Source organism: Streptomyces sp. NPDC059008 (genome assembly GCF_042749045.1).
Taxonomy (GTDB): domain Bacteria; phylum Actinomycetota; class Actinomycetes; order Streptomycetales; family Streptomycetaceae; genus Streptomyces.
The window spans coordinates 191,315-217,572 of sequence record NZ_JBHYJC010000004.1 but is presented as its reverse complement, the minus strand read 5'-3'; the positions used below and the strand labels follow the sequence as shown (position 1 = coordinate 217,572).

Below are 26,258 nucleotides of genomic sequence, written 5' to 3'. Positions count from 1 at the left end.
GCGGCCCTTCGTCGATGCCGGAGACCTCAGGTCTCCGTCGAGGCTGGTACGGCACACGCACGGCCCGGGGTGCGACGGATCGAGGCCGGCTCGGCGCCGCGTCCCACAGCGCGGCACCACTTCAGTCGTGGTGCCTGCCGAGTGTGGAAGGGCATTGACGCCCTGTCAAGAGTTCGCTTACGTTCCCGGCCCATGACGCCCGGGCCGCCGGGAGCGAACGCACCGGACCGGCCACGGCGCCCCGCACGTGCACCAGAGCGTGATCCCCCACCGCTTCCAGGAGTGCTCGTATGCCCGCATCCGGCAAGCCCGCCACCCCCTCCGCCACGCCCACCTCCGCCGCCGTCCGCACCGCGTCGCCGCTGTCCCTGGCCGTCCTCGGACTCGGCGTCTTCCTGCTGGTCCTGGCCCCCCTGCTGGCCTGGTACGTCGAGCCACGGGCCAAGGTCACCCCGATCGACATCGATGCCACCACCGTCTTCACCGGCACCGGCAGCTACTTCGACACCGCCGCGCTGCGCACCAGGAACCAGCAGAAGATCACCATCACCCGGCACGTCCTGGGCGATGTCGCGGCGAGCGAGCGCAGCGGGCGGGCCGTGTGGGACGTCTCCACCACGGTCGACACCCCCCGGACGCTGCCGCTGAAGGATCCGCGCAAGGCGTTCCAGTGGACCACCGAACGCTGGGTCACCGACCGGCACAGCAACGCGCCGGTGCACTGCTGCGCCGAGGCCCCGACCCGCTTCGACGGCGACGCGTACCTCAAATTCCCCTTCGACGTGCAGAAGAAGAGCTACCGCTGGTGGGACAACACCCTGGGCGCGGCCGTCCCGCTCCGCTACGCCGGCACCCGGCACGTCCAGGGCCATGAGGGCTACCGCTTCACCGGGACGGTGCCGCCGACCAGGACCGGCAGCAGGCAGGTCCCCGGGCGGCTGGTCGGGCGGGGCGGACAGGGCCAGATCCAGGCCGAGGAGTGGTACGCCAACTCCGGCATCGAGCTGGTCGTCGAGCAGCGCACCGGCCGGATCATGCATGCCGCGATCTCCCCGCTCAAGACCCTGCGGGCGCCCGGCTCCCGGCGCGACGCGGTGACGCTGCTGCGCGGCCGGCAGCTGCAGTTCACCCCGGCGACGCAGCGCGCGCAGGTACGGCTGGCGAAGGCGGACAGCGACCGGCTGGCGCTGGTCGGCCGGACACTGCCGGTGGGGGCCGCGGTGGCGGGCGGGGTGCTGGCGGCGGCCGGGGCGGGGTGGGTGGCGCGCGGCCGGCGGTCCGGCCCCGGAGCGAAGTGATGATGCGTCAGTCAGGTTCGGACCCGTTTTTGTCACCCCGGTGAGTAGCCGCGGCGCACCGGCCGGGCGAAAACTGTCCACCCCACGGCGCAGCACGGCCCCGCACGACTCAGTACGCAGTACGTCCCCCCACCGCCGGTACCGCACCCTGAGACGAGTTGGATCGCTCATGCCCCCGTACGTACGCCCCTCCCCGCCCCCGGTACCCTCCGCACCGCCGGCCGGCGGTCCCCCCGCCGCCGGCCGGCCCCCGCTCCCCCGCCGGATCGTCTTCCTCGCCCGCCGCGACCTGGGCAACCCCGCCGCCGGCGGCTCCGAACTCCTGGTGGACCGGATCGCCGCGGGACTGACCGCACACGGCCACGAGGTGACCCTGCTGTGCGGCGGGCCCGCGGCCGCACGGGACTACCGGGTGGTGTCCGCGGGCGGCGACGCCGGCCACTTCCTGCGCGCACCCCGCCAGTTGGCCCGCCGCGCCGGCGCCTGCGATCTGCTGGTCGAGGTCTGCAACGGCCTGCCCTACCTCGCGCCGCTGTGGCACCGCGGCCCGACCCTGTGCCTGGTCAACCACGTCCACACCGATCTGTGGCGGCTGCGCTACCCGGCGCCGGCCGCCCGGCTCGGCCGCCGACTGGAGCACTGGGCGCTGGCCGCCACCCACCACCGCAACCTGATGGTCGCGGTCTCCGGATCGACCGCGACCGCGCTGCGCGACCTGGGCGTGGACCCCGGCCGGATCCGACTCGTCCACAACGGCGTGGAGGAGCCCGGCGCGCTGGCGCCCAAGGCCCCGGAGCCGCTGTTCCTGGCCATGGGGCGGCTGGTGGAGTACAAGCGGATCGACCTGCTGCTGCGTCTGTGGGAGCGGGTCCGGCCGGTGACCGGCGGCCACCTGGTCATCGTCGGTGACGGACCGGAACGCGCACGGCTGACCGCGGCGGCCGGCCCCGGCGTCACCTTCACCGGCCACGTCTCCGAGCAGCGCAAACACGAACTGCTCTGCTCCGCCTGGCTGTTGCTGCACCCCTCACTCGTCGAGGGCTGGGGCCTGGTGGTCATGGAGGCCGCCGCCCGCCGCACCCCCACCGTCGGCTTCGACATCCCCGGCCTGCGGGACTCCGTCGAGGACGGGGCCACCGGCCTGCTGGCCCGCGGCGAGAGCTCCTTCGCCGCGCACTGGTGCACCCTCGCGCTCAGCGCCCGGCGCCGTCAGGCACTGGGCGACGCCGCACGACAACGCGCCGACCGCTTCCGATGGAGCCATACCGTCCGCAGCTTCCGCGCGGTCGCCGCCGAAGCCGTCCTCGACGCGCCCCCCAGGCGGTGAGGCCCCGGTGCGCGACCCCTCGCTGCGCAGGTCCTACGCCCTCTTCCGCGCCTTCCTCCAGGAGCAGACCGCACCCGAGCACTGCTACCGGCTGCTCGCCCGCGACGCCGCCGACCAGGTCGAACGCCATGCGCCGCTCAAGGGCGCGGTGGTCGCCGACGTCGGCGGCGGCGCCGGCCACTTCACCGAGGAGTTCCGACGCCGCGGCGCCCACGGCTACCTCTTCGAGCCCGACCCGGCGGAGCTGACCGCCGGCGGCCGCAGGCCCGAGGCAGCGGTGGTCGCCGACGGCTATCTGCTGCCGCTCGCCGACGGCGCCGCCGACATCTGCTTCTCCTCCAACGTCCTGGAGCACGTCGCCGACCCGCAGACCTTCCTCAGCGAAATGGTCCGGGTCACCCGCCCCGGCGGACTGATCTACGTGGCCTTCACCAACTGGTTCTCCCCCTGGGGCGGCCACGAGACCGCGCCCTGGCACTACCTGGGCGCCGAACGGGCCCGCCGGCGCTACCGGCGGCGCACCGGCCGGGACGCCAAGCACACCCTGGGCGTCAACCTCTTCGCCGTGCACGTCGGGCGCACCCTGCGGCAGGTACGGGCACGCGACGACGTCGCGATCATCACCGCGCGGTCCCGCTACGCGCCGTTCCTCGCCGAGGCCGTCCCCCGCCTCCCGGGCGTCCGGGAGGTCGCCACCTGGAACCTCCTCCTCATCCTCCGGCGGTTGCCATGACCCAGACCCTGCGGCCCTCCCCGTCCCCGGGAACGCCCGATGCCGGTGGCAGGACCGGCACCACGTGTGCCCCACCGCCCGGCAGGCCCCGCAGCAGACGCTGGTTACTGGCCTTCTGGGCGGCCGCCCTGGCCGGCTTCCTGACGCCGTCGCCGGGGAAGATGACGTTCGAGACCAAACTGGGCGTCACCACCGACCCCTGGAAGTTCCTCGGCGACCTCGGGCAGCTGTGGCACGACCGGGCGGGCTTCGGCGGCATCGCCGACCAGTACTTCGGCTACGCCTTCCCCACGCTCCCCTACTACGGCCTGACCGACCTCGCCCACGTCCCGGTCTGGCTGGCGGAGCGGCTGTGGATGTCGCTGATCGTCACGGCCGCGTTCTGGGGCGCGCTGCGGCTGGCCGAACGGCTGCGCTTCGGCAGCCCGCCGACGCGGCTGATCGCGGCGGCCTGCTACGCGCTGTGGCCCACCTTCACCCTCGTCATCGGCTCCACCTCCGCCGCCGCCCTCCCGGGCGCGCTGCTCCCCTGGGTCCTGCTGCCGCTGACCAACCCTCAAGTGAGCGCCCGTATCGCGGCGACCCGCTCGGCGCTGCTGATCCCCTTCATGGGCGGCGTCAACGCGGCCTCGACGCTGGCCGCGCTGCTGCCCGCGGGCCTGTATCTGCTCTCGCGTACGAGGCCGCGCCGGACCGGGCTGCTGGCCTGGTGGCTGCCCGGTGTCGTACTGGCCACCGCCTGGTGGGTGGTGCCGCTGCTGCTGCTCGGCATCCACGGCGAGAACTTCATGCCGTTCATCGAGCAGGCCGACACCACCACCGGCACCATGTCCGCCACCGAACTGCTGCGCGGCGCCGGCAACTGGGTCGGCTACCTCAACTTCGGCGAGCCCTGGCTGCCCGCCGGCTGGACCATGACGGCCAACGCCTACGCGGTACTCGGCTCGGCGCTGGCCGCGGCGCTGGGCCTGGCCGGCCTGGCCCGCCGCGACCTGCCCGAACGGCGCTGGCTCCTGCTGACCGTACTGGCCGTGACGCTGATCGCGCTGGCCGGATACGGCGGCGCGCTCGGTGGCCCCCTGCACGAGCTGTGGCAGGACTGGCTGAACGGCTGGCTGCGCCCGTTCCGCAACATCTACAAGTTCACCCCGGGCCTGGCCCTGGCGCTCACCCTCGGGCTGGCGCATCTGCTCGCCGTAGCCGCCGAGCGCCGCGGCACCCGCCGCGTCCCGGCCCGCCACCGCCTGCCGCACCTGACCGCGCTGCTGCTCCTGCCCGCCCTCGCGCTGCCCTTCCTGACCGGCACCGTCCTCCAGCCGGGCCCCTTCACCAAGCTGCCCGGCTACTGGGAGCAGACCGCCGGCTGGCTGCGGACCCACACCCCGCACAGCCGCGCCCTGGTCGTCCCCGCCACCGCGCACGGCATCTACACCTGGGGCTCCCCCATCGACGAGCCCCTCGACGTGCTCGCCACCTCCCCCTGGGCGCAGCGCGACTTCGTCCCGTTCGGCACCCCGGGCGCCCGCCGGGCCCTGGACGCCGTCGAACAGGCGCTGCTGACCGGTGCCCGGGTTCCGGGCCTGCGCGACTACCTGGGCCGCGCCGGACTGCACGACGTGGTGGTACGCAACGACCTCGACCCCGACCAGATCGGCTACGTCCCCCCGCAGACCGTCAAACGGACCCTGGAGGCCTCCGGCTACCGCAAGGTGACCGCCTTCGGCCCGCTGACCACCGGCGGCAGGATCCCCGCCGAGGCCCCGCTGCAGATCCAGGGCCTGTATCCGCGCCAGCGCGCCGTCGAGATCTACCAGCCCGAGAACACCCCCGAGCCCGGCCGCGTCGCCGCCCGGCCCGTCGCGGACACCGCCCGGCTCAGCGGCGGCCCCGAAGCGCTCCTGCAGCTCTCCGCCGACCCCGCCCTGCGCAACCGGGCCACCGTGCTGACCGGCGACCACCACCCCGGCCTCGGCACCCCGCCGCTCCAGCTGACCGCCGACGGACTGCGCCGCGCCGACACCCGCTTCGGGCTGGTCAACAGCAACACCTCCTACACCTACACGGCCGACGAGCGAAACCACCCCGACAGCGTGCAGGACCCCGGCCGGCCGCCCCGGCAGATCCTGCCGACCACCGGGATCGACCACCAGACCACCGCCCACCTCCGCGGCGCGTCCTCGGTCACCGCCTCCACCAGCGGCAACTGGCTCTTCCACCTGCCGCAGTACGACCCGGTCAACGCCTTCGACGGCAACCCGGACACCGCCTGGGCGGAGGGCAGCGCCGGCGACCCCGTCGGCCAGTGGGTCGAGATCGCCTTCACCCGTCCGACCGCCGTCCCCGCCGCGCTGACCCTCACCCCGCTGCCCGGCGACGGGCTGCGCGCCGCCCCGACGTCCGTACGGATCCAGACCGACCGCGGCCGCGCCGACTCCGCGCTGCGCCCCGACGGAACGCCCCAGCAGGTCAAGGCCCCGGCCGGGACGGCGAAGTGGCTGAAGGTGACGATCCTGGGCTCGCAGACCCCGCGCGCCGGCCTCTCCGGCGCCGGATTCGCCGAGATCGCCGTGCCCGGCGTCCAGGTCACCCGGCTGCTGCGACTCCCCACCGACGCCCAGGACTCCGACGCTCCCGCCGAAACCGTCTCGCTGCACCGCGGCAGCGACCCGGGCGGGTTGTCGCCGGTGTCCGCCGAGGTCGGGCTGCACCGCGAGTTCCGTACCGGGCACCGCGCCGCCTACGACGTCTCCGGCACGGCGCTGGCGGTCCCCGGCACCGAACTCGACCGGCTGCTGGACCGGGTCGCGCCGGAGCAGAAGGACCGGATCACCGCCACCGCCGACTCCACCAGCTTCGGCTTCGGGCAGTCGCTCAGCCCCCGCAACCTCGTCGACGGCGATCTGACCACCGCCTGGATCGCCGGCGACCGCCCGACGCTGCATCTGCGCTGGCCCGGCAAGAAGAAGATCGACCAGATCGTGCTGGCCGCGGCCGGCGGCATCTCCACCCGCCCGGAGCAGATCCTGATCAACTCACCGGACGGGGCGGCCACCGCGGGCGTCGACGAGAACGGCCAGGCCCGCTTCGACCCGATCACCACCGACCGGCTCGACATCACCATCAGCAAGGTCAAGGAGCTGACGATCCACAACCCGGTCGCCGGCCAGGCCCTGCAACTCCCGGTCGGCCTCAGCGAGGTCTACCTGCCGGCACTCGACGCCTACCGCACCCCGCGGCCCGCCGCCGGCACCCGCTTCACGGTCGGCTGCGGCCAGGGCCCGATGCTCGCCGTCGACGGCGTACTGCACGCCACCAAGGCCTCCGGCCGGGTCCGCGATCTGACCGAACGCCGCCCGATCGACGTGGAGTTGTGCGCCGGGCCGGCCAAGGACGGGCGACTCGAACTGCCGCCGGGCCGCCACCGGGTCGAGGCCGGCGACCAGGGTCCGCTGGCGCTGACGGATGTCACGCTGCGCCGGGGAGACACCGACGGCACGGAGCCGGCGACGGCCCCGGCCGGCCCGGCCCGCAACGCCACCGCCGAGGACTGGTCGGGGGACCGCCGCACCGTCGCCGTCGGCTCCGGTCAGGCCGTCTACCTCCAGATCTACGAGAACGCCAACGACGGCTGGCAGGCCACCCTCCACGGGCGGCGGCTCACCCCGCTGCGGGTGGACGGCTGGCAGCAGGCCTTCCTCGTACCGGCCGGGGCGGGCGGCACCATCGAGCTGTCCTACGGTCCGGCCACCGCCTACGACCTGGGGCTGATCGGCGGAGCGCTGGGCGTGGTGCTGCTCGTCCTGTCCGCCCTGATCCGCCGCACGCCCCGCACCCCCCGTCCCGACGTCCCGCCGCCGCCCGCCCCCTCGTGGGTGCTGGGAGTCGTCGCCCTCACCGCGGTGGTGGCCATGGCCTCCGGGCCGTACGCGGTGATCGTGCCGCTGCTGGCGCTCCTGGCCCGCTTCCGGCCGCGGTTGCTCGTCCCGCTCGCGCTGGCGGCGATGGCGGCCGCCGGGGTCGTCGCGGCACTCGGCGCGGGCGAGCCCGTCGCCGCGGACCAGGGCGCCTTCAGCGGCCTCGCACAGGGGCTGGCGCTGCTGGGGCTGGCGGCGGGGGTGGTGACCGTGCCGACGGCGACGGCGACGGCGGAGCCGGTGTCGACCCGGCCACGGGGCAGGGCACCGGGCGGGGCGGGGTCGGACGCACCGCCGGATTCGCCTCCGCCACCGCTGCCGCGGCGGCCGCGGGGCGGGGCGTACACCGCGCGCTCCGTGAACACCGGGCGCTCCGCGGACCCCGGGCACGTGGCGAACACGGGGAACGAGCCCGGTGCGGCGGCCATCGGTCGCCCCATCGTGGCCCGGGGACGGGCCCGGGGTGACGGTCCGCGCTGGGCCGAGCGGCGCCGGCCGGGCCGGCCGTCGACACCGCCGGCGCCGCCACCCGTGCCACCAGGTGACGACGGGACGGACAACCGGGGGGACAACGGGGAGGACACCGCACGATGACCGCGCTCCAGCCGGCCGCCGCGCCGCCACCCTCCTCGTCATCCGCCTCGTCGTCCTCCCCGTCGGTCCCCCGGTCCGGTCCGCGACCGGCCCGCCAACCCACCGTCGCCCGTGTCCCGTTCCCCCTCGTCGACGAGGTCTCCCGGCACTGCCTGGAGGACGACGAGCCGGAGACCGTGCACATCGAGGTGCACCTCCCCGGCCGGATCGAGCCCGCGCGGCTGCGCACCGCGTTCCATCAGGCGCTCGCCCGGCACCCGCGCATCCTCATGCGCCAGGAGCCGGTCCGCTGGTGGCGCCGCCGCTACCTGTGGGAGCTCACCGCCGCCCCGGACGTGGACCCGGTCGCCGTCGCACCACCGGGGCCCGACGCCCTCCGCCACGCCCGGGAACGCGCGCTCTCCCACTGCCCGCCCCTGGACGCCTCGCCGCCGGTACGGCTGGAGATCGTCGGGCGACAGAGAACCGGGACGGCCGACGGCACGGTCCTGCTGCTCACCATCAACCACACCGCCCTGGACGGCCCGGCCTGCCTCCGGGTACTGGCCACCGCGGCCGAGCTCTACGGCGGCGCCGACAACTCCCCGGCACCGCCGCCGGTACGGGCCGCCGGCCCCGGGACGGAGCATCCGGACGACGAGACCGCCCCGGGGAGCGTCGGGCGCCGCTTCTCCCGTCCGGCCCGGGTCGCCACCGACACCGACACCGACACCACGGACAAGAGCAACGGCATGCTCATCACCGAGCTGCCGGTGCCGGCCCGTCCGCCCCGGGTGGGCGGGCGGACCCCGTACACCGTGAACGACCAACTCCTGGTCGCCACCTGCCTGATGGTGTCCCGCTGGAACCGGCTGCACGCCGGCCGCACCGCTCCCGTCGTCGTCACCATGCCCGTCGACGACCGGCCTCGGGACATCGGGATGCCCATCGGCAACGGCACCCGGCTGGTCTCGGTCGGCTTCGGCCCCGAGGAGCGGCAGGACGCCGAGCTGCTGACCGCCGATCCCCCCGACCCGGACGCGGTGGCCCGGCTGCTGCGACGTACGGCGGCCCGCACCCGCGCCCTCAAGTCGGCGCCGCCCGGACCCCAACTCGGGCTCTCCGGGGCGGTGCTGACCGCGCCCGTACTGCCCGTCGGACTGCGCGGCGCCGCCACCCGCGCACTGCGCGCCGCCGCCGCGCCCTGGACCTCCACCACGCTCCTGTCCAACATCGGCCGTATCCCCTATCCGCTGGACTTCGGTGACGCCGGCCGCCCGACCGCGGTGTGGTTCTCCGCCCCCGCCCGGATGCCGCGCGGGCTCACCGTCACCACCGTCTCCGTCGGCGGCCGCATCCAGCTCGCGCTGCGCTGGTCGCACGCCCTGCTGGACGATCCGGCCGGTGCCCGGCTCGGCGCCCTCTTCCGCTCCTCGCTCGCCGCCACCGCCTGGCCTGATCCCGCCGCTCCCCCACCTCCTGAGCAGCCGCCCCCACCCCCCGCCGCCCCGACCGAAGGACGCGCCCGATGACCCGGCCCGCCGCCCCCCGCCCCAGCGGCGCCTTGGGAACCGGCCCGACCGCGCTCCCCACCGGGCTGCGGGACTTCTACGAGAACCCGGCCGTGCCGGTGGCGTCCGGCGCAGCCCGCAGCCGGCGGCAGGCGCGGCTGCTGGCCCGCGCCCTGGGCCCCGTACGCTCCGGCGCGCCACCGGCCACCGTCCTGGACCTCGGCTGCGGCGACGGCTTCGCCGCAGCCACCGCCGCCGAGGTCCTCGCGGGCCACCGGCTCATCGGCGTCGACTGGTCCCAGGACGCGCTGCGCCGCGCGAAGTCCCGCATCCCCTCCGTCGTACGCGGTGAACTGACCGACGGCGGCCTGCCGTTCGCGACCGGCTCCGCCGACGCCGTCCTCTTCAGCGAGGTCATCGAGCACCTCGTCGATCCCGATGCCGCCCTGGACGAGCTGCGCCGTGTGCTGCGCCCCGGCGGCCACCTCATGCTCTCCACCCCCAATCTCGCCGCCTGGTACAACCGCGGACTCCTGCTGGCCGGAGTCCAGCCGGTCTTCTCGGAGGTGAGCCTGCGTCATATCCACGGGCGTCCGGGCAGCCAGGTCGTCGGCCATCTGCGCCTGTACACCGCCCGTGCGCTGCGCGGCTTCCTGACGGCCTCCGGCTTCGAGGCCGTACGCATCACCGGCGCCCCGTACCACGACGTGCCGCGCCCCCTGCGCCCGCTGGACCGGGCCGCCTGCCATGTCCCGTCCCTGGCCTCCATCCTGCTCGCCCACGCCCGCCGTAGCGGCCCCTGATCCACCGGACCGCCCGACACCTCACGAAGACCCACGGGGCCCTCGACGAAGGAGGTAGCGCGATGCTGTGGTGGGGCGTGGCGTCCGCGCTGCTCGCCAATGTCCTGTACAGCACCGGCTTCGTGCTGGAGAAACGGGCGCTGGCCACGCTGCCGGCGCTGAGCACCCGCCGGCCCGCCCGGGTCGTCGGCCACCTCCTGTCCAGTCCGCTGTGGCTCGGCGGCTCACTCGCGCTGGCCGCCGGATTCGCCGCCCAGCTCGCCGTCTACCGGACCCTGCCCCTCGCCGCCGCCCAGGGCATCTTCGTGTCGGGTCTGGTCCTGCTGCTGCTCCTCTCCTCGGTCGTCCTGGGCGAGCGGACCAGCGGCCGGGAGCGGCAGAGCATCGTGGCGATCCTGATCGCGCTCGTCCTGGTCGTCGCCTCCCTCCAGGGCGAGGACGCCCGCGCCATCGCCCGCACCGCCCCGCCCGCGACGCTGCTCACCATCGCCGTGCCCTCGCTGGCCGCCGGACTGCTGCTCTACCGCTCGGCCGAACGCCGTGCCCTGCGCCGCCACCGGCTGCCGACCGCGGGCGTCCCCTACGGAGTGGCCGTCGGCCTGCTCTACGGCGTCAGCTCACTGGCCATCAAGGGCGTCTCCGGCCTGCTCACCACCGACGACATCGCGGGCGCCGCCGCCCAGCTCCTCCGCTCGCCCTACCCCTACCTCCTGCTCTTCACCGGAGCCACCGGTCTGGTCCTGTCCCAGACCGCGCTGCAACGCTGCCGCGCCTCCGTGATCGTCCCCGTCTGCACCACCGTCACCTGCGTCTTCACCGTCGCCTGCGGCACCGTGGCGTTCGGTGAACCGCTACCCGCCGATCCGCTGCGACTCGCCCTGCGGCTGGGCGGCACCGCCGTCGCCGTCACCGTCCTGCTCGCGCTGCCGCGCCATGACGCCCCCGCCGGGCCCCCTCACGACACCACCGCCACGCCCGGTCACGACACCCCCGACGGACCTGGTCAGTACGCCCCCGACGGACCTGGTCATGACGCTCCCGGCCCACCACCTCACGTCCGCACCAACCCATCCCGCCCACCGGCCAACGGAGTTGAGCCATGAAGCCCGACGACCCGCTGCTGCAGATCCTCGTCTGCCCCCTCGACAAGGGCCCGCTGTCCCTCGTCACCCCCGACGGCATCCTCTACAACCCCCGGCTGCGCCGCCGCTATCCGATCCTCGACGGCATTCCCCAGCTCCTCCCCTCCTCCGGCGAACAGGTCACCGACGCCGAACACGACCGTCTGCTGCGCCGCCTGGCCGAGCAGGGGGCGCCGTCGTGACGCTCGCCGCGCGGCTGGGGCCCCGGCTGCCCGCCCGGCTGGTGTCGGCACTGGCGGGCGGGCTCTATCCGCGCTTCGAGCCGGAGCTGCGGCGGCTGGCCGACTTCTGCCCACCGGGCGGCACGGCCGTCGATGTGGGCGGGTGGTACGGCCCCTGGACCCGGCGGCTGGCCCGGCGGGCCGACCGGGTCGTCACCATCGAGCCCGTCCCCCACCTGGCCCGCCTGATCGCTTCCGTCACACCGCCTCATGTCGACGTGGTCTCCGCGGCGGCCACCGACCACGCCGGCTGCGCCACCCTCTGGCTCCCCCCGGACGGCCGCGGCGACCGCGGGGTCTCCTCGCTCGTACGCCGCGAGGTGCACGCCGCCACCCTCGACGTCCCCTGCCTCCCCCTGGACGCGCTCCGGTTGGCGTCCGTCACCCTGATCAAGGTGGATGTGGACGGTGCGGAGCTGGCGGTGCTGCGCGGCGCGGCCGAGACCGTCGAGCGTGACCGGCCGGCGCTGTTCGTCGAGTTGGAGAGCCGCATCCAGCCGCTCGCGCCCGTACTCGACTGGACGGCGGCCCACGGCTATCGCGGCTGGGTCCTGCCGCACGACCGCTGGCTGCCACTGGACGACTTCGATCTGCCGGCCCATCAGTCCCGCACCTCCCACGTCGCCGAACACGGCCTGCTGCGCCGCTCCCTCGCACCGCACCGCCGCTATGTGAACTCCGTGCTCTTCCTCCCCGACGGCGACCGCCCCGGACCCCCCGAAACCCCCGCCGTCCACGACCATGTCCATCATGAGCCCCGCCACTGACAATGACCCGCCCACCGGCCCCGGCACCCCCTCCGACCTGCCAGGACCCGTCGCCTTCCAGCTTGTGCTGCTGCGCCGGATGGCCGACCACCACCCCGGCATGGTCGAGGACGCGCTGCGTGCGCTGCACGTCTCCCGCGCCGAGATGCGCGAGGTCAACCGCCGCTGGCAGGCGCGGATGCACGCCCCGCGGGCGGGCGGCGTCCAGCCCTACCGTGCGCTGCTGGGCGCCCCACAGACCGTCGGCACCCGCCGGATCGGCGATCTGACCTGCCAGGCCCTGACCTGGCCGGTCCCCCTCTGGCCCGACCTGCGGTTCGAGGTCCTCACCGCGGCCCGGGGCACCGTCTGGAACGCCTGGCTGGTCCGGGCGCCCGGGGCCCCGTCTCCCGAGTTGCGGACCACCGCGGACCTGGCCCCGTGGTCCTGCACCGTCGACGAGGTCGCACGCGCCTTCGCCCCGGCCCGCCCGATGGAGGGCAGCGCCCCCACCCGTTGGCGGCTGGCCTGCACGGCTCCGGGCCCCGACGGCACCCCGCGGAACATCGTCACGGAATTCACCTGGGGGCTCTACCAGCGCCGCGTCGACTGAGCCCCGACCATCGGCGCGCCACCGCCCCGGCTCCGCTCACCCGTTCGCCGTAGCCCGCCCCTCCCCGTACCCCGACCGGACCTTCCCAGCGGGCGGCCCCCCAGGGGCGATCAGAGGATGGCGCACGAGCGGTCCGTGCGAGCGCTCCGTCCATACCGGCCCACCGGGGAGGAATCACCCATGACCATCAGCCTCGCCCAATTGCGGCGCTGCTCGGCCGCCGTCGACCTCGGCGCGGCCCGGACCAGGGTGTACGTCAAGAACCAGGGGCTGGTCGTCGATGAACCGAGCGTCGCCGCCATCAACACCCGTACCGGGGCGTTGCTGGCCGTCGGCGAGCAAGCCGAGTTGATGGACGGCCGCACCCCCGACCACATCCGTGTGGTCCGCCCGGTCTCCGGCGGCACCGTCGTCGACATCGACATGGCCCAGCGACTGCTGCGCACCCTGGTCGGCAACGGGCTGCGCAAGACCTGGCGGCGGCGCCCCACGATGCGGGCCGCGGTCTGCCTCCCGTACGGCAGCGAGCCGCTGGCCCAGCGGGCGGCCGTGGAGACGCTGACCGGGCTCGGCGCGCGCCGGGTCGAGCTGGTCGACACCCTGGTCGCCGCCGCCGTCGGCTCCGGACTCCCGGTGGAGCAGCCGGAGGCGACCATGATCGTGATGTGCGGCGCGGGCACCACACAGGTCGCGGTGCTGTCGCTGGGCTCCATCGTGGCCGCGGAGAGCGTGCCGGTGGGCGGCAACGCCATCGACCACGCCGTCATCCAGCATCTGCGGCAGCACCATGAACTGATGCTGGCAAGCCAGGCCGTGCGCCCGCTGCATCTGATCCTGTCCGGTGGCGACGGGCTCACCCCCGGCTCCACCGAGGTGCACGGCCGGGACGTGGTCAGCGGAATGGCACGCTCCGTGCATGTCGACACCGAGCGGGTACGGGACGCCATCATCACCCCGCTGACCGCGATCCTCGACGGCATCGGCGCCGTACTGCGACGCTGCCCGCCGGATCTGGTGGCCGACCTCGGCGAGCGCGGCATCATGCTCGCCGGCGGCAGCGCCCTGATCCCCGGTCTGGAGCCGATGATCCATCAGGCCACCAGCATGCCGGTGCACACCGCGGACCGACCGGACACCTGCGCCGTCATGGGACTCGGCGCCATGATCGAGGGCAAGGTCCAGCCCCTGCACCTCGACCCGATGGCGCCGTAGCGGCGTTCACGGACACCCGACGTACACGGACACCCGACGTTCACGGATTCCCGGAGTTCACAGACACCTGGCGCTCACAGGCTTCTGGCGCTCACAGGCTCCTGGCGTTCCAGGCCACCACCGCGGGGCGGTCGTGCTCCGTGCCCAGAACGCCGACGGTCCCGGTCTCGAAGGTGAACAGTCCACCCGCCCCGGCCGGCAGTCCGAGCCTGCGCGCGGCCAGTACCCGCAGGAAGTGCGCATGCGCCACCAGCGCCACATCGCCCTTGCCGGCCCGCAGCTGCGGCACGATCCGGGCCAGCACCCGGTCGGCGCGCGCGCCGACCTGCTCGGGGGACTCCCCCGGGTGCTCGTCGGGGCCCGGGGCGACGCCGTCGGAGAACAGATACCAGCCGGGCCGCTCGCGATGGATCTCGGCGGTGGTGATGCCCTCATAGCCGCCGTAGTCCCATTCCCGCAGGTCGGGATCGATCCGCGGAAGGGCGAGGCCCGCCAGCTCCGCGGTGCGCAGCGCCCGCACCATCGGGCTGGCGTACACCTGAGCGATCTTCCGGCCCGACAGCAGCGGCCGCAGCGCACGGGCCTGCTCCTCGCCATGGGCGGTCAGCGGCAGATCGGTCCAGCCGGTATGCCGGCCGTTCCGGCTCCACTCGGTCTCGCCGTGCCGGACCAGAAGTAGCTCGCTCACGGGGCCCGAGCCTACTGGCCCGACCCGCCCTGCGCCTGCCCGCTCTCCTGGGCCTCGGCGACCGAGGTCCGGACCTCGTCCATGTCCAGCGCGCGGGCCTGGCCGATGACGTCCTCCAGGGCCTCCGCCGGCAGCGCGCCCGGCTGCGCGAACACCGCGATGTTCTGCCGCACGATCATGACCGTCGGGATGGACTGGATCTGGAAGGCCTGCGCCAGCTCCGGCTGGGCCTCCGTGTCGACCTTGGCGAAGACCAGGTCGTCGTGCTTCTCCGAGGACCGCTCGAAGATCGGGCCGAACTGCTTGCAGGGACCGCACCACTCGGCCCAGAAGTCGATCAGGACGAAATCGTTGCCGGAGACGATCTCGTCGAAGTTTTCCTTGGTGAGCTCAACCGTGCTCATGCGTACGTCCCTGCTTCCGGTCTGTCGACGATGTCCACTCGGTCTCCGGCAGCGGCAACAGGATCAACCCGTGCCGTATTCCCCTGCCGGACCGCCGGCTCCCCTGCCCACCGAACGCGTTCCTAGACATCCCGATCGACGTGGGGAAACACACGCCGCGCCGGTACGGGCGCCCCGCACACCCCACGAAGCGGCATCCGCACACCACAAGGCCCCGGGACCGGCTCCCGGGACCTTGTCGCGGGCACGTGGCCCCGCGGTCCTCCTCATCGCTCCGTCCCAGTCTCAGCAAGCCGTACCGCTACCGGCTACCGGCCACCGGCCACCGGCCACCGGCCACCGGCCACCGGCCACCGGCCACCGGCCACCGGCTAATCCTTGGCCCTGGCGTACTCCGTCGCCATCCCGCCCGCGAAGTCGTACACGATGACCTGTTCCTCGCCGACGACCCAGGCGTCATGGCCGGGCGGGCAGACGAAGACATCGCCGGGCCCCACTTCGGACTCCGCGCCGTCGTTCATCCTGATCCGCATACGCCCCTGGACCATGACACCGTTGTGGTGGACCTCGCAGCTGTCGGTCCCCGCGATCGGGCCGACCGACTCCGACCAGCGCCAGCCCGGTTCAAAGGTGGCCACGGCGAAGTCCAGCCCGGTCAGGTGCACGGCTTCGAGGTGACCCCTGGGAAAGTCACGCCGCTCGTCCGGCTTGTCGATCGTTTTGATCTCCAACATGAGGGCTACCTCCCGCCACCCCCACCGGTCGTTCCCCCTGTCCCTTCCATGGTGCGCCCACCGCGGGACCGGCGGCCACACGGACGTGCGTACGTGAGCGGGCACGTGCGTGCGTGCGTACTCACTGGTACTCGACGGGGATGTCGCCCTGCGGGTGCGGTGGCGCGCAGCCGCTTACCCCGAGGGCTAGCATCCGAAACAACCGGGCAAGCCCGCCAAGAACGGAGCATCCTTCTGTGCGTCATCTGCGCCTAGGCGTCGCCATCTTGACCATGGGAAACCGTCCCGCCGAGCTGACCGCGCTGCTGGACTCGGTCGCCAAACAGGACCTCCAGCCGGCCCACATCGTCGTCGTCGGGAACGGCTCGCCGCTGCCGCCGCTGCCGCACGGCGCGATGGGTGTGGAGCTGAGCGAGAACCTCGGCGTCTCCGGAGGCAGAAACGTCGCCCTGGACGAACTGCGCAAGCTCGGGGACCTGGACGTGGTGGTCGACCTGGACGACGACGGCCTGCTGATCAGCCCGGACGTCTTCAGTCGGCTCGCCGAACTCCACGGGGAGGACCCGCAGTTGGGCATCGTGAGCTTCCGCATCGCCGACGAGCTCGGCCGCACCCAGCGCCGCCACGTCCCGCGCCTGCGGGCCGGCGACCCACAGCGCGGCGGCCTGGTGACGACCTTCCTCGGCGGCGGGCACTCGCTGTCCGTACCGATGCTGGACCGCATCGGCGGCTGGCCCGACGACTTCTTCTACGCGCACGAGGAGACCGACCTGGCCTGGCGGGCCCTGGACGACGGCTGGCACATCCGCTACGCCCCGGAACTCGTGCTCCAGCACCCGTACACCTCACCCACCCGGCACGCGGTCTACCACCGCATGGTCGCCAGGAACCGCGTATGGCTGGCGAAGCGTCATCTGCCCGCGGTCCTGGTGCCGCTCTACCTGGGCGTATGGGCGGCGCTGACGGCCGTACGCAGCCGCTCGGTGGCAGGCCTGCGCGCCTGGGCCGCCGGCTTCGCCGAAGGGGTACGCACGCCCTGCGGACGGCGCCGGCCGATCCGCTGGCGCACGGTGTGGCGGATGACGCGGCTCGGCCGCCCGCCGGTCATCTGAGGGCGGGGACCAGCGGATGCAGCTCCTCGCCTTCCCCGAAGCCGCGACCCCGCCCGCGCTCCGCCGACAGGTGCGCGCGCTCCATGACGAGGCGTGGCCCCCGGACGGCGCGACGGCCGACGGCGACGGCGACGGCGACCAGTCCCACCACGACCCCGCGCTGCGCCCCGTCTCGATGCTGCTGGTGGACAACGGCACGGTGCTGGCGGCCCTGGACATCCTCTCCAAGCCGATCGTGCACGCCGGCCGCCGCTATCGGGCCGGCGGGCTGAGCACCGTGGTCACCCGCCGCGCCGTCCGCGGCCGGGGACACGGCCGCCGCCTGGTGGCCGCCGCCCGCGAAACCATGGCCGGCTCGCCCCCGATCCCGGACATGGACCTGGATCTAGACCTGGACCTGGACCTGGACCTGGGGATCTTCACCTGCGACCGCCCCTTGCAGAGCTTCTACGAAAGCGCGGGCTGGCACCCGTTGCCCGGAACGGTCCTCGTAGGAGGAACGCCGCAGGCCCCCTTCCCCAGCGACCGACCCGGCTTCGACAAGGTCACCATGGCGGACTTCTTCTCCCCCGAGGCCCGCCGGAGCCGCGCCGCGTTCCACCACACCCGCATCGCCCTGCACCCGGGCGACATCGACAAGCTCTGGTGACCCGCCACGGCTGATCGCCTGGGGCAGCGGCTTCGCATGCCAGTCGGGTGAACGTCGGCGCGGCGATGCGACATCCCGGCCACGGGTGGTACAGCACGCATTGTGAGCTCCCAACCGCCGACCGGCCCGCCCAGCGGCCCCCTGCACGGGGAGCCGGCACCCACTCCGCCGCCGCCCCCTGAGCAGCCCCGGCGGCGCGCCGCGCCCGTACTCATCGGTGTGGCCGTTGCCGTCGTGGTGGTGGTGGCGATCGCCTTCTTCGCGTTCAGCGGCGGCGATGACGGGGGTGAGCCTTCGGACGACTCCTCCAAGGTTCCGAGCGTCAGCTCGTCCGCGGCGGCTCGCAATCTCGCGAAGCGCGTGACGCTGACACCCAAGGACTGGGGAGCCTCATTTGTCCGAGACTCTCCATACGAGATTACCGACCGTTATTGGGCGGTCGTCGACCAGGACTGCAAAATCACGTCGGAATCACCGACTGCCGCACTCGACATCTTCATTCGCAACGCCAAAGAACCAGATTACGTGGCTTTTGCTCAATCCACAGTCACCACCTACAAGGGAGCAGATTCAGCCGAACGTGCCGTTGCCCGGCGGCGCGAGCCTTTGCAGCGATGCCCCACACAGAATGTGGCCGGGAGTAAGGCGCGAGTCGAAAACGTCCATGAGGTAGACGTTCCCGACGTGAAGGGTTTTGACGATCTGGTGGCCGAGGAGGGCCACGACACTGTCGATTCAGAAGGCCAAAAGGCAGACAGCTACTATACGCTCCTCACAGCCAGCAAAGGGCAGTTCGTATTGCAGGCGTACGTGACCCGCGGCGGGTCCGAGACGCAGGAGAAGACCCGTGACGAGGCGGTCAACGCCCTCTCGCTCATGCTGAGCCGCCTTGAGAGCAGTTGACCTGTCGGTGGTCAGGCGCACATCCGGCCACCATGCCGGTGCCGGTGGTGGCGCACAGGGTAAGCCTCATTCACCTCGCCGACACATCACCGGAGGGAAAATATCCCACCAATGTCGAACAATTCGACAACCCACCGCGGGCGGCGCAACATGAAATTGGTGGGAGGTGCACAGGTGATTGCGAACCTCAGGGAACGTCGGCGCGGCCGGTGGGGTGTACGCCGAACAGACGGGCCTCTCCGCGATCAACGGTCATGAGCCCGGACGCGCTCATACTCTCGGGACCGCACGCGAATCACTGGCCGGCCGCGCGGATCGCCCTTCTCGGTGGTTTCGATCTCCTGGTCGGCGATGTGCCGGTGCTGGTCTCCGTCGGTTCGAGGCGGCTCCTGGCGTTCATCGCGCTCAACGGCCGTACGGCTGCCGCTCGGTCTCTGGTCGCCGGGAGTCTCTGGCCGGAAGCAAGCGAGCAGAGCGCGTACGCGAACCTGCGGTCGGCGCTGTCGCGTCTGTGCAGCACCGGCAGGAGAGCCCTGGAGGTCAGCACCACCGACGTACGTCTCGCGCGGGACGTCAGCGTCGACCTGTACCTCGCGCGGTCACTGGCCCAGCGCATCCTCGACCCCGGCATCCCGGCCGAAGCGCTCCACCTCAATGCGGCGACCGTCGATCAGCTCTCCCGCGACCTGCTGCCCGGCTGGTACGACGACTGGGCATTGCAGGAGGCGGAGCGGTGGCAGCAGCTCCGCATCCACGCACTCGAGTCCCTGGCGGGAGCATTCATCGCCACGAAGCAGTTCGCCGGGGCGGTGGCGGCCGCCCACGCGGCCGTACAGGCCAATCCGCTGCGGGAGAGCAGCCAGGCGTCACTGATCCGCGCCCACCTTGCGGAAGGCAACCTGTCCGAGGCGCTGGACGACTTCGAACGCTACGAGCACCGCCTCCACGACGAGCTCGGACTCCGTCCCACACGGCGGCTGCGCCACCTGGTGGACGGGCTGCAGCGGCCGTACCCCGGTCGATGACGAATCCCTGGGGCAGCGCGGCGGCTCCGGGTCCGCCGTGCACAGCCCCCTCGCACCGGACCGCCCCCTCAGCCATTCGGCCCAACAGCAGGTATGCGTGGCAATGCGTGTATTTATTCTGATCTGGCGACGGTGATTCGCTGGATGACCAGGTGATCCGTCAGTGATCGTGCTGAATGTTCGGGACCCGTGATCGGGGGAGCATCGTGGAGCCACGCGGGGCCTCGGACGAGACAGGCGTGGACGGCGCCGACGAAGGCGAGGCGCCCGGACGGTCCCCCGCCGTCCGCGCACTGCCGCCCGCACCGAACGGGTCCTGGCCGCTGGTGTCGCGGATCGTGATCATGACGGCCATCGGGGGGCTGACGCTCGGTGTCACGCTCCACCTGCTCCTGGTGTTCCTGTACGTCGCCCCGTCGAACGCCATCACCAAGGAGTACGACAGGGTGATCAAGGGCTACGTCTATCCGGAGTTCGACCAGAACTGGCAGTTGTTCGCCCCGAACCCGCTCCAGTCCAACATCGCGGTGCACGCGCGCGCCGAGGTCGCGTTCCCCGACGGCTCCCGGCGTTGGACGGGCTGGCTGGCCATGACCGCCCAGGACCTCCGCGAGATCAGGCGCAATCCCGCGCCCAGTCACGCTCACCAGAACCTGCTGCGTCAGGCCTGGGACTTCTACAACAGGACGCACGACGTCAAGGGGCGGGCGCTGGGCCTGCGCGGCAAACTCGCCGAGGCCTTCGTGAACCGGATCGCGGCTCACCGGCTCGGGCCGCGGATCGACGGCGGTCAGGTGGTCAAGGTGCAGATCTATGCGTCGTACACCCCGATCATCCCGCCCAAGTGGACCAGCGACCGCGGGAGCACCAAGAAGACCTACCAGGTGCTTCCATGGTGGCCGGTCTCCGAGAAGGAGTTCCAGTGAGCGTCGAGAAGGACACCGCCCGGACGTCCTCCCCCTTCAAGGGCATGGGCACCAGGCTCGACGCGGCGATCGCCAAGGGCCTGAACAAGATCACGAGTACGGCGCTCGCGCCGTACCAGGCCGCGGTTGTCCGGATCGGTTTCTCCCTGACCTTCGCGCTCTACCTCCTCCGCGAATGGCCGTACCGGCTGGACCTGTACGGCACCACCAACCCGTGGGGATTCGACCTGGCCCAGCGCCTCATCGCCTCGAACGACGCGTTCACCGTCCTGCTGTGGTCGAACCACAGGCTGTGGTTCGAACTGGTCTACCACGGGCTGATCGTCGCGAGTCTGCTGCTGCTCGTGGGGTGGCACACCCGCACGATGACGACGCTGTTCATGGTCGGGGTGTTGTCACTGATGAACCGCAGCATCCTCCTGGGAGACGGCGGCGACACCCTCATCCACCTGATGGCGAGCTATTTGGTACTCACGCGGTGCGGGCAGGTGTGGTCGCTGGACGCCCGACGGCGGGAGCGCACGGCGACACCGCGCCCGGACGGCTGCGACCGGGTGAGCGTGGCGCTGTGGATCCTCGCCGGCGCGGGCCTCGCCCTCGCACAGGTGACGGGGTTCGCCAAACTCCCCATGGGCTGGGGCCTGGCCCTCTGGGGACTGTGGTTGACCCAGGCCCTGTGGTTCTGGGCAGGGCGGCGTCGTTCCCCGGAGATGCGGGCGTTGTTGGACGTCGTCGCCAACCTCGTCCACAACGCGGCGATGCTGGTGATCGCCGCCCAGGTGTGCCTGCTCTACGCCACGGCCGGCTGGTACAAGATCCAGGGCATCCGCTGGCAGGACGGAAGCGCCGTGCACTACCCGCTCAATCTGCACTACTTCAGCCCGTGGACCGCTCTGTCCCACGCGCTCGACAGCCACTCCATCATGGTCACGCTGATCACCTACGGCACCGTGATCGCGCAGGTCGCCTTCCCCTTCACCCTCCTCAACCGGCGGGTGAAGAATGCGCTGCTCGCGATCTTGATCACCGAACACGCGACCATCGCGGTGGTCTGCGGCCTGCCGTTCTTCTCGCTGGCGATGATCGCCTCTGACATGGTCTTCCTGCCGACGAACGCCCTGAAATGGGGTGGGTCGAGGATGGCGGCCGCGTGGGACCGCATCACGGCACGACTACCCCGGAGCAAGGGCCCCGGCAGCCGTGCTGCGGACCGGCGCGTGACCATCTGACACGCCGTACGCCGACGGAGCCGACAGAGCCGACGGACGCGGTCCTCCGGCGGAATCGGCCGGTGGTGGGCACGAACCGCCAGAGGGATCGCGGGGGGTCGGGATCCACCGTCCCGCGGACGGTGAACGGCGCTCCCGGGTAGGAGGATTGCGTCCGCCCGTCAGCATGAGCCGAGAGCTCTGCCGAGCGTGTGACCTGCCTCGGTCGTTGTTGGCCTGGCCGCCTCTGCTGACGTCCTTCGCTCAGCCGCCGGCACCCCCAGCACCTCCAGCGGGAGCAGCCGGAGCGGCCGGAGCAGCGGGCGCAGCGGGAGCAGCCGGAGCAGCCGGAGCAGCGGGCGCAGCCGGAGCGGCTCCACCTTGATCAGCGCCGGCCTTGGTGCCACCGGTGGTGGTCGTGGTGCCGCCGATTTCCTGGGACACGGTGGTGGTCTGGTTGCCGATGGTGCCGCCGATCTCCTGGGACACGGTGGTGCGCTCGCCGGTGGTCTGGGTGACGGTGGTGGACTGGGCACCGGTGACGGTCTGGGAGACGGTGGTGGACTGGGCGCCGGTGGTGGTCTGGGCGCCGGTCGTCGTGGTTGCGCCGGTGGTGGTGCTGGCGCCGGTCGTCGTGGTGGTGCTGGTGCCGCCGCCCCCGCCGCCGCCCCCGCCGCCTCCGCCGCCACCGCCGCCCTTGCCACGGACGCACAGCAGCCTGACCGAGCCCGGAGCGACATTGATGATCTTGCCGGTGACCTTGCTGACGCACAGGACATCAGGCGCTGTCGGCGCCTCCTGTGTCGACTGTGTCGGAGCTTTCGCAGTCGCTGTTTCAGCGCCCGTCGCCCCTATCGCTCCCATCGTTCCGGCGAGCGCAGCCGCCATGACTGACGCTCCGACCACGTGCGGAAGACGCTTGCGGATGCTTGTCATCACTGCGCCTCCTCTTCTCTTGAAGCCGTAGATACGTCCAGCGTGGAAGGGCGGCCATGACTGCGGCGTTGAAGTGGCGTGACCCTCGCGTGACGGCTCCGTTCTTCCTGGGTGGGCTCGCCTTCGCCCGGAGCGGCATGCCGGCGTGTCGCCGCCCGACCACCGGCTCCGGGCGGACTGTCAGCGGCCGTCCGCCGCGGACGGTCGGACGAAGTCGACGCGCTCCTCGCTGATCGGGTAACCCGCCGTCGCGAAATGCGCCGCCATCGGGAAGTTGCCCTGGTCGGTGGCGGCCGCGATGCGCGTCGCGCCCCGCGCCACCAGGTCCTGTGTGCACTCCACCAGCAGGTCATAGGCGTAGCCGTGGCCGCGCTGCTCGGGGACGACGCCGATGAATCCGATGCACGGGCCGGCCGTGTGGCGGACGGGGACATGGATGCCCGCCACGTCGCCGGCCGGGGTGTAGGCCAGGCGCCACCAGTCCCGTGGGGAAGGCATCCAGCTGAGGATGCCGAGGAGTTCCTCGGCGGCCCCGTCCCTGCCGTACTCGGCGATCTCGTGCCGGTCGTGGGCGTCCAAGGAGCCTTCCTGGATACGGCGCAGCACGCCCCGGACGACATCGTCGTCCGGCTCCGGCCGGTACTCCAGACGCCCGGTGCGCTCGGGGAGCGGGCAGGCGGAGGTCCAGGTGTAGCGGTAGCGCTCGACGAGTTTCCGGAGGCCGCCCGCCTCGGCCGCGGCCATCCGGGCCTCGGCCGCGGCCCGCACGTCCGGCCGCTCGCGCCAGCCGGACGGCAGCAGCAGGCTGTACTCGGCCTGAAGAGGCGCGGTGCGCAGCAGTTGGACGGCGGCCTCGGCGTCGGTGAAGTCGAACCAGTCGAGGGCGATGGGCTTTTCGTCCCCGGGCTTGCCCCACCAGGCCGCGCGGGCGACGACGACACCGTCGCGCAGCGCGACCCAGGTCCATTCGGGCCGGTACCGGCCACCGTCGGCGATCATGCCGTAGGTGTCGCCGAGGACGGCGGGGCCGACGATTCCCGGGTCGGGCAGGGAGGCGAAGAGGGGAGTCTCGCCCGCGGTGAGCGGACGGACGACCAGTTCAGTCATGGGTGAGGCGATCCTTCGGGAGAGTGACGCGCTCCCGGATCAGACCTGGGACGCCCGGTGGACAGGGCGGGAGCGCACGGCTGTTGTGGTGGACATCGCTCTCGCCTCCTTCTCTGTGATCACGGGCGTGCGCCCACCCTAGGCGCGGTCGCTCGCAGACGTCCAGGCATTTACCCGCGTACGACGCGCCGCGATCGCCTCCGAGCCCCGCACGTCCTGCGCGCACCACGCCCTCCGCGCACCGTGCAACCTTCTTCCCACCTCACGAGTCTCCGCGCTGTATGTCTTGACCCGCACAGCGCGAAAGGTCCCCGTGCACCAGAAGAGACTCGTCGTCGCCCGGACCGGTGGCGTCATGTCCGCCGTCGTCCTCGGCAGCCTGCTGGCCGCCGCCCCGCAGGCGGCAGCCGCCGACGTCACCTGCTCCACCAACGTCTACAAGCGGACGTTCTACAACAACACCTCGTTCTCCGGCTCCCCGGTGAAGACCGACTGCGACAGCGCCATCGACCAGAGCTGGTCCGGCGCCCCGGTCTCCGGCATGCCGTCGAACGACTTCGGTGTCCGCTGGTCGGTGACCCGCGACTTCGGCTCCGGCGGCCCCTTCACGTTCACCGCCTCCGCCACCGACGGCGTCCGCGTCTACCTGGACGGGGTCCGCAAGATCGACCTGTGGAAGGGCACCGGTGACACCGCCCGCTCCCAGAGCGTCAACCTCACCGTCCCCTCCGGCAAGCACACCCTCCGCGTCGACTACGTGAACTGGAGCGGCGCCGCGAAGGTCAAGTACACGTACGCGCCCCGGACTTCGGCCACGTACGACACGACGAAGCCACTCGCCCCCACCGGCGTGCAGACCGCCTACGACACCACGACCCGCAGGACGACCGTCTCCTGGTCCGCCAACAAGGAGATGGACCTCGCGAGTTACGCCCTCTACCGGCGGCCCGTGGGCTCCAGCACCTGGACGCAGGTCACCACGACCACCGCCCGCAGCCACACCGACCCCCTCGTGAACCCCGACGACCGCACGCCCTACTACTACGAGGTCCGCGCCAAGGACAAGGCGGGCAACACCTCGTCGGGCAGCACCGACACCATCGTGCGCCCGCTGCCCGTGGTGACCGAGCTGACGGGCACGTACGACAAGGCGACCGGCAAGGTCACGCTGAAGTGGCCCCTGAACACCGAGCCGCACTTCGACCACTACACGGTCCTGAGCAACGACAAGGTGGACGGCTACTGGGTCTGGGTCCCGCTCGGCACCACCAAGGGCAACACCTGGACCACCGAGCCGGTCGTCGCCGACGGCGAGTGGGGCCACTACCGCGTCCTCGTCACCAACGACGGCGGCACCACCACCTACAACCCGAACGGGCTCAGCGCCAACGCCACCAATGAGCTCTGGCTCGAGATACCCGACGGCATCGCCCCCGCCTACGCCCCCGAGCTGACCCTGGGCTCCTGCGCGACCGGCGTCCAGGCGACCGTCACCGACAGCACGCCGGCCCCGATCCGTGACTTCACCGGCCTGGAGATCGAGCGCCGCGAGGCGGGGACGGAGACCTGGTCGGCCGTCCTGCACAAGGGCTACGACCCGCGCCTCGACACCGCCACGGCCACCGTCTGCGACCCGCTGCCCGCCGACGGGCGCAGCTACGAATACCGCGCCCGCACCTATGACGCGGCCGGGAACTACTCGCCGTCCAGCGAGATCCGCACCGTGACCGTGCCGGTCGGCTGACAGTCACGGGAAGCACGCGCCAGTCGCCCGGAGGGGCGAGGGTCACGCCGCAAGATCAGGATTCGTCCCGGAGGGCGCACAGGGCCCCGCGACACGTTCGACGTCCTCCGGGCTCCCGGCGGGCCCCTGGATCTTGATCTGAACGGATGAACGGGAGCCACCACACTCTGGTGGTGGCTCCCGTTCTCACGTTGCACCAGGTAGAAAGGATCTTCGCCCTGGGAGCTGTGGTGGGGCGGGTGGGACTCGAACCCACGGCCGACGGATTATGAGTCCGCTGCTCTAACCGGCTGAGCTACCGCCCCCCACGGCGCGTCGCGCACATTTGTGCGCGCCGTCTGCCGCAGCATAGCCGCTCATACGATCTGCTGCCCGTGAGGGCTGCCGTCGCGCGACATCGGACGCCCAAGAGGACTTCGATCACCCGGGGTTCGGTTCCACGACACAAGAAAAAGGACCCCTTGCGGGGTCCTCGTTCTCTCTGCTCCCCCGACTGGACTCGAACCAGTAACCCTCCGGTTAACAGCCGAATGCTCTGCCAATTGAGCTACAGGGGACCGAGCTCCCCCGACTGGACTCGAACCAGTAACCTGCCGGTTAACAGCCGGCTGCTCTGCCAATTGAGCTACAGGGGATTGCTCTGTGTGCCTCGAATGCACCGCTGTCCGGGCCTCCGGACGGCGCGCGCTCGCTGCGACACATACATTAGCGCAAGCAGGGGGGTGCTCC

Annotated in this window: 23 protein-coding genes and 3 tRNA genes; 18 read left to right on the top strand and 8 right to left on the bottom strand. The window is 72.3% G+C overall.

Features of this window, described 5'->3' with window-relative positions; translation table 11 throughout:
- The first annotated feature begins 290 nt into the window (after window positions 1–290).
- The 11 genes from ACFWZH_RS08745 to ACFWZH_RS08695 all read left to right on the top strand — a co-directional run bounded on the left by ACFWZH_RS08745 (window position 291) and on the right by ACFWZH_RS08695 (window position 14,093).
- Window positions 291–1,298 (top strand): DUF3068 domain-containing protein, encoded by a 1,008-nt coding sequence (locus ACFWZH_RS08745; protein WP_384427148.1) that lies wholly within the window; start codon window positions 291–293, stop codon window positions 1,296–1,298.
- A 169-nt stretch (window positions 1,299–1,467) separates the two neighbouring features.
- Window positions 1,468–2,625 (top strand): glycosyltransferase family 4 protein, encoded by a 1,158-nt coding sequence (locus ACFWZH_RS08740; RefSeq protein WP_384427146.1) that lies wholly within the window; start codon window positions 1,468–1,470, stop codon window positions 2,623–2,625.
- Between the two features lie 7 nt (window positions 2,626–2,632).
- Window positions 2,633–3,358, top strand: a complete 726-nt coding sequence (locus tag ACFWZH_RS08735; protein WP_384427145.1) for a class I SAM-dependent methyltransferase — start codon at window positions 2,633–2,635, stop codon at window positions 3,356–3,358.
- Window positions 3,355–7,866 carry an alpha-(1->3)-arabinofuranosyltransferase family protein gene (locus ACFWZH_RS08730; protein WP_384427143.1) on the top strand — a complete coding sequence of 1,504 codons (4,512 nt, stop codon included), beginning with the start codon at window positions 3,355–3,357 and terminating at the stop codon, window positions 7,864–7,866. The genes ACFWZH_RS08735 and ACFWZH_RS08730 overlap by 4 nt, the downstream gene beginning before the upstream one ends.
- Window positions 7,863–9,377, top strand: a complete 1,515-nt coding sequence (locus ACFWZH_RS08725) for a condensation protein (RefSeq protein WP_384427141.1) — start codon at window positions 7,863–7,865, stop codon at window positions 9,375–9,377. Before ACFWZH_RS08730 ends, ACFWZH_RS08725 begins: the two co-directional genes overlap by 4 nt.
- Window positions 9,374–10,159, top strand: a complete 786-nt coding sequence (locus tag ACFWZH_RS08720; RefSeq protein WP_384427139.1) for a class I SAM-dependent methyltransferase — start codon at window positions 9,374–9,376, stop codon at window positions 10,157–10,159. The genes ACFWZH_RS08725 and ACFWZH_RS08720 overlap by 4 nt, the downstream gene beginning before the upstream one ends.
- 62 nt (window positions 10,160–10,221) lie before the next feature.
- Window positions 10,222–11,262 (top strand): DMT family transporter, encoded by a 1,041-nt coding sequence (locus ACFWZH_RS08715; RefSeq protein WP_384427137.1) that lies wholly within the window; start codon window positions 10,222–10,224, stop codon window positions 11,260–11,262.
- On the top strand, window positions 11,259–11,483 hold the full coding sequence (locus ACFWZH_RS08710) for a Trm112 family protein (RefSeq protein WP_384427135.1): 225 nt from the start codon (window positions 11,259–11,261) through the stop codon (window positions 11,481–11,483). The genes ACFWZH_RS08715 and ACFWZH_RS08710 overlap by 4 nt, the downstream gene beginning before the upstream one ends.
- Entirely contained in the window at window positions 11,480–12,289 is an 810-nt protein-coding gene (locus tag ACFWZH_RS08705) for an FkbM family methyltransferase (RefSeq protein WP_384427133.1), read from the top strand. The genes ACFWZH_RS08710 and ACFWZH_RS08705 overlap by 4 nt, the downstream gene beginning before the upstream one ends.
- Window positions 12,273–12,881, top strand: coding sequence for a hypothetical protein (locus tag ACFWZH_RS08700; protein WP_384427131.1), 609 nt, complete (start codon window positions 12,273–12,275; stop codon window positions 12,879–12,881). The genes ACFWZH_RS08705 and ACFWZH_RS08700 overlap by 17 nt, the downstream gene beginning before the upstream one ends.
- A gap of 180 nt (window positions 12,882–13,061) precedes the next feature.
- On the top strand, window positions 13,062–14,093 hold the full coding sequence (locus ACFWZH_RS08695; RefSeq protein WP_384427129.1) for a rod shape-determining protein: 1,032 nt from the start codon (window positions 13,062–13,064) through the stop codon (window positions 14,091–14,093).
- A 91-nt stretch (window positions 14,094–14,184) separates the two neighbouring features.
- On the opposite strand, the gene ACFWZH_RS08690 is transcribed toward ACFWZH_RS08695, so the two are convergent.
- From ACFWZH_RS08690 to ACFWZH_RS08680, 3 genes are all read right to left on the bottom strand, one after another.
- On the bottom strand, window positions 14,185–14,781 hold the full coding sequence (locus ACFWZH_RS08690) for a histidine phosphatase family protein (protein WP_384427127.1): 597 nt from the start codon (window positions 14,779–14,781) through the stop codon (window positions 14,185–14,187).
- A gap of 11 nt (window positions 14,782–14,792) precedes the next feature.
- Complete coding sequence (gene trxA / locus ACFWZH_RS08685) at window positions 14,793–15,185, bottom strand: thioredoxin (protein WP_384427125.1); 393 nt, start codon at window positions 15,183–15,185, stop codon at window positions 14,793–14,795.
- Window positions 15,186–15,556: 371 nt separating this feature from the next.
- Window positions 15,557–15,919, bottom strand: a complete 363-nt coding sequence (locus ACFWZH_RS08680) for a cupin domain-containing protein (protein WP_384427123.1) — start codon at window positions 15,917–15,919, stop codon at window positions 15,557–15,559.
- Between the two features lie 236 nt (window positions 15,920–16,155).
- Between ACFWZH_RS08680 and ACFWZH_RS08675 the strand changes: the two genes are divergently transcribed.
- The 6 genes from ACFWZH_RS08675 to ACFWZH_RS08650 all read left to right on the top strand — a co-directional run bounded on the left by ACFWZH_RS08675 (window position 16,156) and on the right by ACFWZH_RS08650 (window position 21,763).
- A complete protein-coding gene (locus tag ACFWZH_RS08675; RefSeq protein ID WP_384427121.1) occupies window positions 16,156–17,031 on the top strand; it encodes a glycosyltransferase family 2 protein in 876 nt (291 codons plus the stop codon).
- 16 nt (window positions 17,032–17,047) lie between these two features.
- On the top strand, window positions 17,048–17,680 hold the full coding sequence (locus ACFWZH_RS08670; RefSeq protein WP_384427119.1) for a GNAT family N-acetyltransferase: 633 nt from the start codon (window positions 17,048–17,050) through the stop codon (window positions 17,678–17,680).
- Between the two features lie 219 nt (window positions 17,681–17,899).
- Window positions 17,900–18,583: a hypothetical protein gene (locus ACFWZH_RS08665; protein WP_384427117.1), complete on the top strand. Its 684-nt coding sequence runs from the start codon at window positions 17,900–17,902 to the stop codon at window positions 18,581–18,583.
- Window positions 18,584–18,837: 254 nt separating this feature from the next.
- Window positions 18,838–19,608 (top strand): BTAD domain-containing putative transcriptional regulator, encoded by a 771-nt coding sequence (locus tag ACFWZH_RS08660; RefSeq protein WP_384427115.1) that lies wholly within the window; start codon window positions 18,838–18,840, stop codon window positions 19,606–19,608.
- 206 nt (window positions 19,609–19,814) lie between these two features.
- The gene (locus ACFWZH_RS08655; protein ID WP_384427113.1) at window positions 19,815–20,534 is read left to right on the top strand and encodes a DUF5819 family protein; all 720 of its coding nucleotides are present in this window, start codon (window positions 19,815–19,817) and stop codon (window positions 20,532–20,534) included.
- Entirely contained in the window at window positions 20,531–21,763 is a 1,233-nt protein-coding gene (locus ACFWZH_RS08650) for an HTTM domain-containing protein (RefSeq protein ID WP_384427111.1), read from the top strand. Before ACFWZH_RS08655 ends, ACFWZH_RS08650 begins: the two co-directional genes overlap by 4 nt.
- Before the next feature lie 243 nt (window positions 21,764–22,006).
- Here ACFWZH_RS08650 and ACFWZH_RS08645 read toward each other — a convergent pair whose 3' ends face one another.
- Together ACFWZH_RS08645 and ACFWZH_RS08640 are read right to left on the bottom strand one after the other, a co-directional pair.
- Entirely contained in the window at window positions 22,007–22,630 is a 624-nt protein-coding gene (locus tag ACFWZH_RS08645; protein WP_384427109.1) for a hypothetical protein, read from the bottom strand.
- 228 nt (window positions 22,631–22,858) lie between these two features.
- Window positions 22,859–23,785 carry a GNAT family N-acetyltransferase gene (locus ACFWZH_RS08640; RefSeq protein ID WP_384427108.1) on the bottom strand — a complete coding sequence of 309 codons (927 nt, stop codon included), beginning with the start codon at window positions 23,783–23,785 and terminating at the stop codon, window positions 22,859–22,861.
- Window positions 23,786–24,098: 313 nt separating this feature from the next.
- Between ACFWZH_RS08640 and ACFWZH_RS08635 the strand changes: the two genes are divergently transcribed.
- A complete protein-coding gene (locus ACFWZH_RS08635) occupies window positions 24,099–25,529 on the top strand; it encodes a PA14 domain-containing protein (protein WP_384427106.1) in 1,431 nt (476 codons plus the stop codon).
- A 228-nt stretch (window positions 25,530–25,757) separates the two neighbouring features.
- On the opposite strand, the gene ACFWZH_RS08630 is transcribed toward ACFWZH_RS08635, so the two are convergent.
- The 3 genes from ACFWZH_RS08630 to ACFWZH_RS08620 form a co-directional block, all read right to left on the bottom strand.
- A tRNA-Ile gene (locus ACFWZH_RS08630) sits at window positions 25,758–25,834 on the bottom strand.
- Window positions 25,835–26,013: 179 nt separating this feature from the next.
- Window positions 26,014–26,086 (bottom strand) — tRNA-Asn (locus tag ACFWZH_RS08625).
- A 5-nt stretch (window positions 26,087–26,091) separates the two neighbouring features.
- A tRNA-Asn gene (locus ACFWZH_RS08620) sits at window positions 26,092–26,164 on the bottom strand.
- Window positions 26,165–26,258: the final 94 nt, after the last annotated feature.

What these genes read in the sequence shown, in the direction of transcription:
- ACFWZH_RS08745 (WP_384427148.1), top strand. Translation starts at nt 291, where the DNA reads ATGCCCGCATCCGGCAAGCCCGCCACCCCCTCCGCCACGCCCACCTCC.
- ACFWZH_RS08740 (WP_384427146.1), top strand. Translation starts at nt 1,468, where the DNA reads ATGCCCCCGTACGTACGCCCCTCCCCGCCCCCGGTACCCTCCGCACCG.
- ACFWZH_RS08730 (WP_384427143.1), top strand. Translation starts at nt 3,355, where the DNA reads ATGACCCAGACCCTGCGGCCCTCCCCGTCCCCGGGAACGCCCGATGCC.
- ACFWZH_RS08725 (WP_384427141.1), top strand. Translation starts at nt 7,863, where the DNA reads ATGACCGCGCTCCAGCCGGCCGCCGCGCCGCCACCCTCCTCGTCATCC.
- ACFWZH_RS08720 (WP_384427139.1), top strand. Translation starts at nt 9,374, where the DNA reads ATGACCCGGCCCGCCGCCCCCCGCCCCAGCGGCGCCTTGGGAACCGGC.
- ACFWZH_RS08715 (WP_384427137.1), top strand. Translation starts at nt 10,222, where the DNA reads ATGCTGTGGTGGGGCGTGGCGTCCGCGCTGCTCGCCAATGTCCTGTAC.
- ACFWZH_RS08710 (WP_384427135.1), top strand. Translation starts at nt 11,259, where the DNA reads ATGAAGCCCGACGACCCGCTGCTGCAGATCCTCGTCTGCCCCCTCGAC.
- ACFWZH_RS08700 (WP_384427131.1), top strand. Translation starts at nt 12,273, where the DNA reads ATGAGCCCCGCCACTGACAATGACCCGCCCACCGGCCCCGGCACCCCC.
- ACFWZH_RS08695 (WP_384427129.1), top strand. Translation starts at nt 13,062, where the DNA reads ATGACCATCAGCCTCGCCCAATTGCGGCGCTGCTCGGCCGCCGTCGAC.
- trxA (WP_384427125.1), bottom strand. Translation starts at nt 15,185, where the DNA reads ATGAGCACGGTTGAGCTCACCAAGGAAAACTTCGACGAGATCGTCTCC.
- ACFWZH_RS08680 (WP_384427123.1), bottom strand. Translation starts at nt 15,919, where the DNA reads ATGTTGGAGATCAAAACGATCGACAAGCCGGACGAGCGGCGTGACTTT.
- ACFWZH_RS08670 (WP_384427119.1), top strand. Translation starts at nt 17,048, where the DNA reads ATGCAGCTCCTCGCCTTCCCCGAAGCCGCGACCCCGCCCGCGCTCCGC.
- ACFWZH_RS08660 (WP_384427115.1), top strand. Translation starts at nt 18,838, where the DNA reads ATGAGCCCGGACGCGCTCATACTCTCGGGACCGCACGCGAATCACTGG.
- ACFWZH_RS08645 (WP_384427109.1), bottom strand. Translation starts at nt 22,630, where the DNA reads ATGGCGGCTGCGCTCGCCGGAACGATGGGAGCGATAGGGGCGACGGGC.
- ACFWZH_RS08640 (WP_384427108.1), bottom strand. Translation starts at nt 23,785, where the DNA reads ATGACTGAACTGGTCGTCCGTCCGCTCACCGCGGGCGAGACTCCCCTC.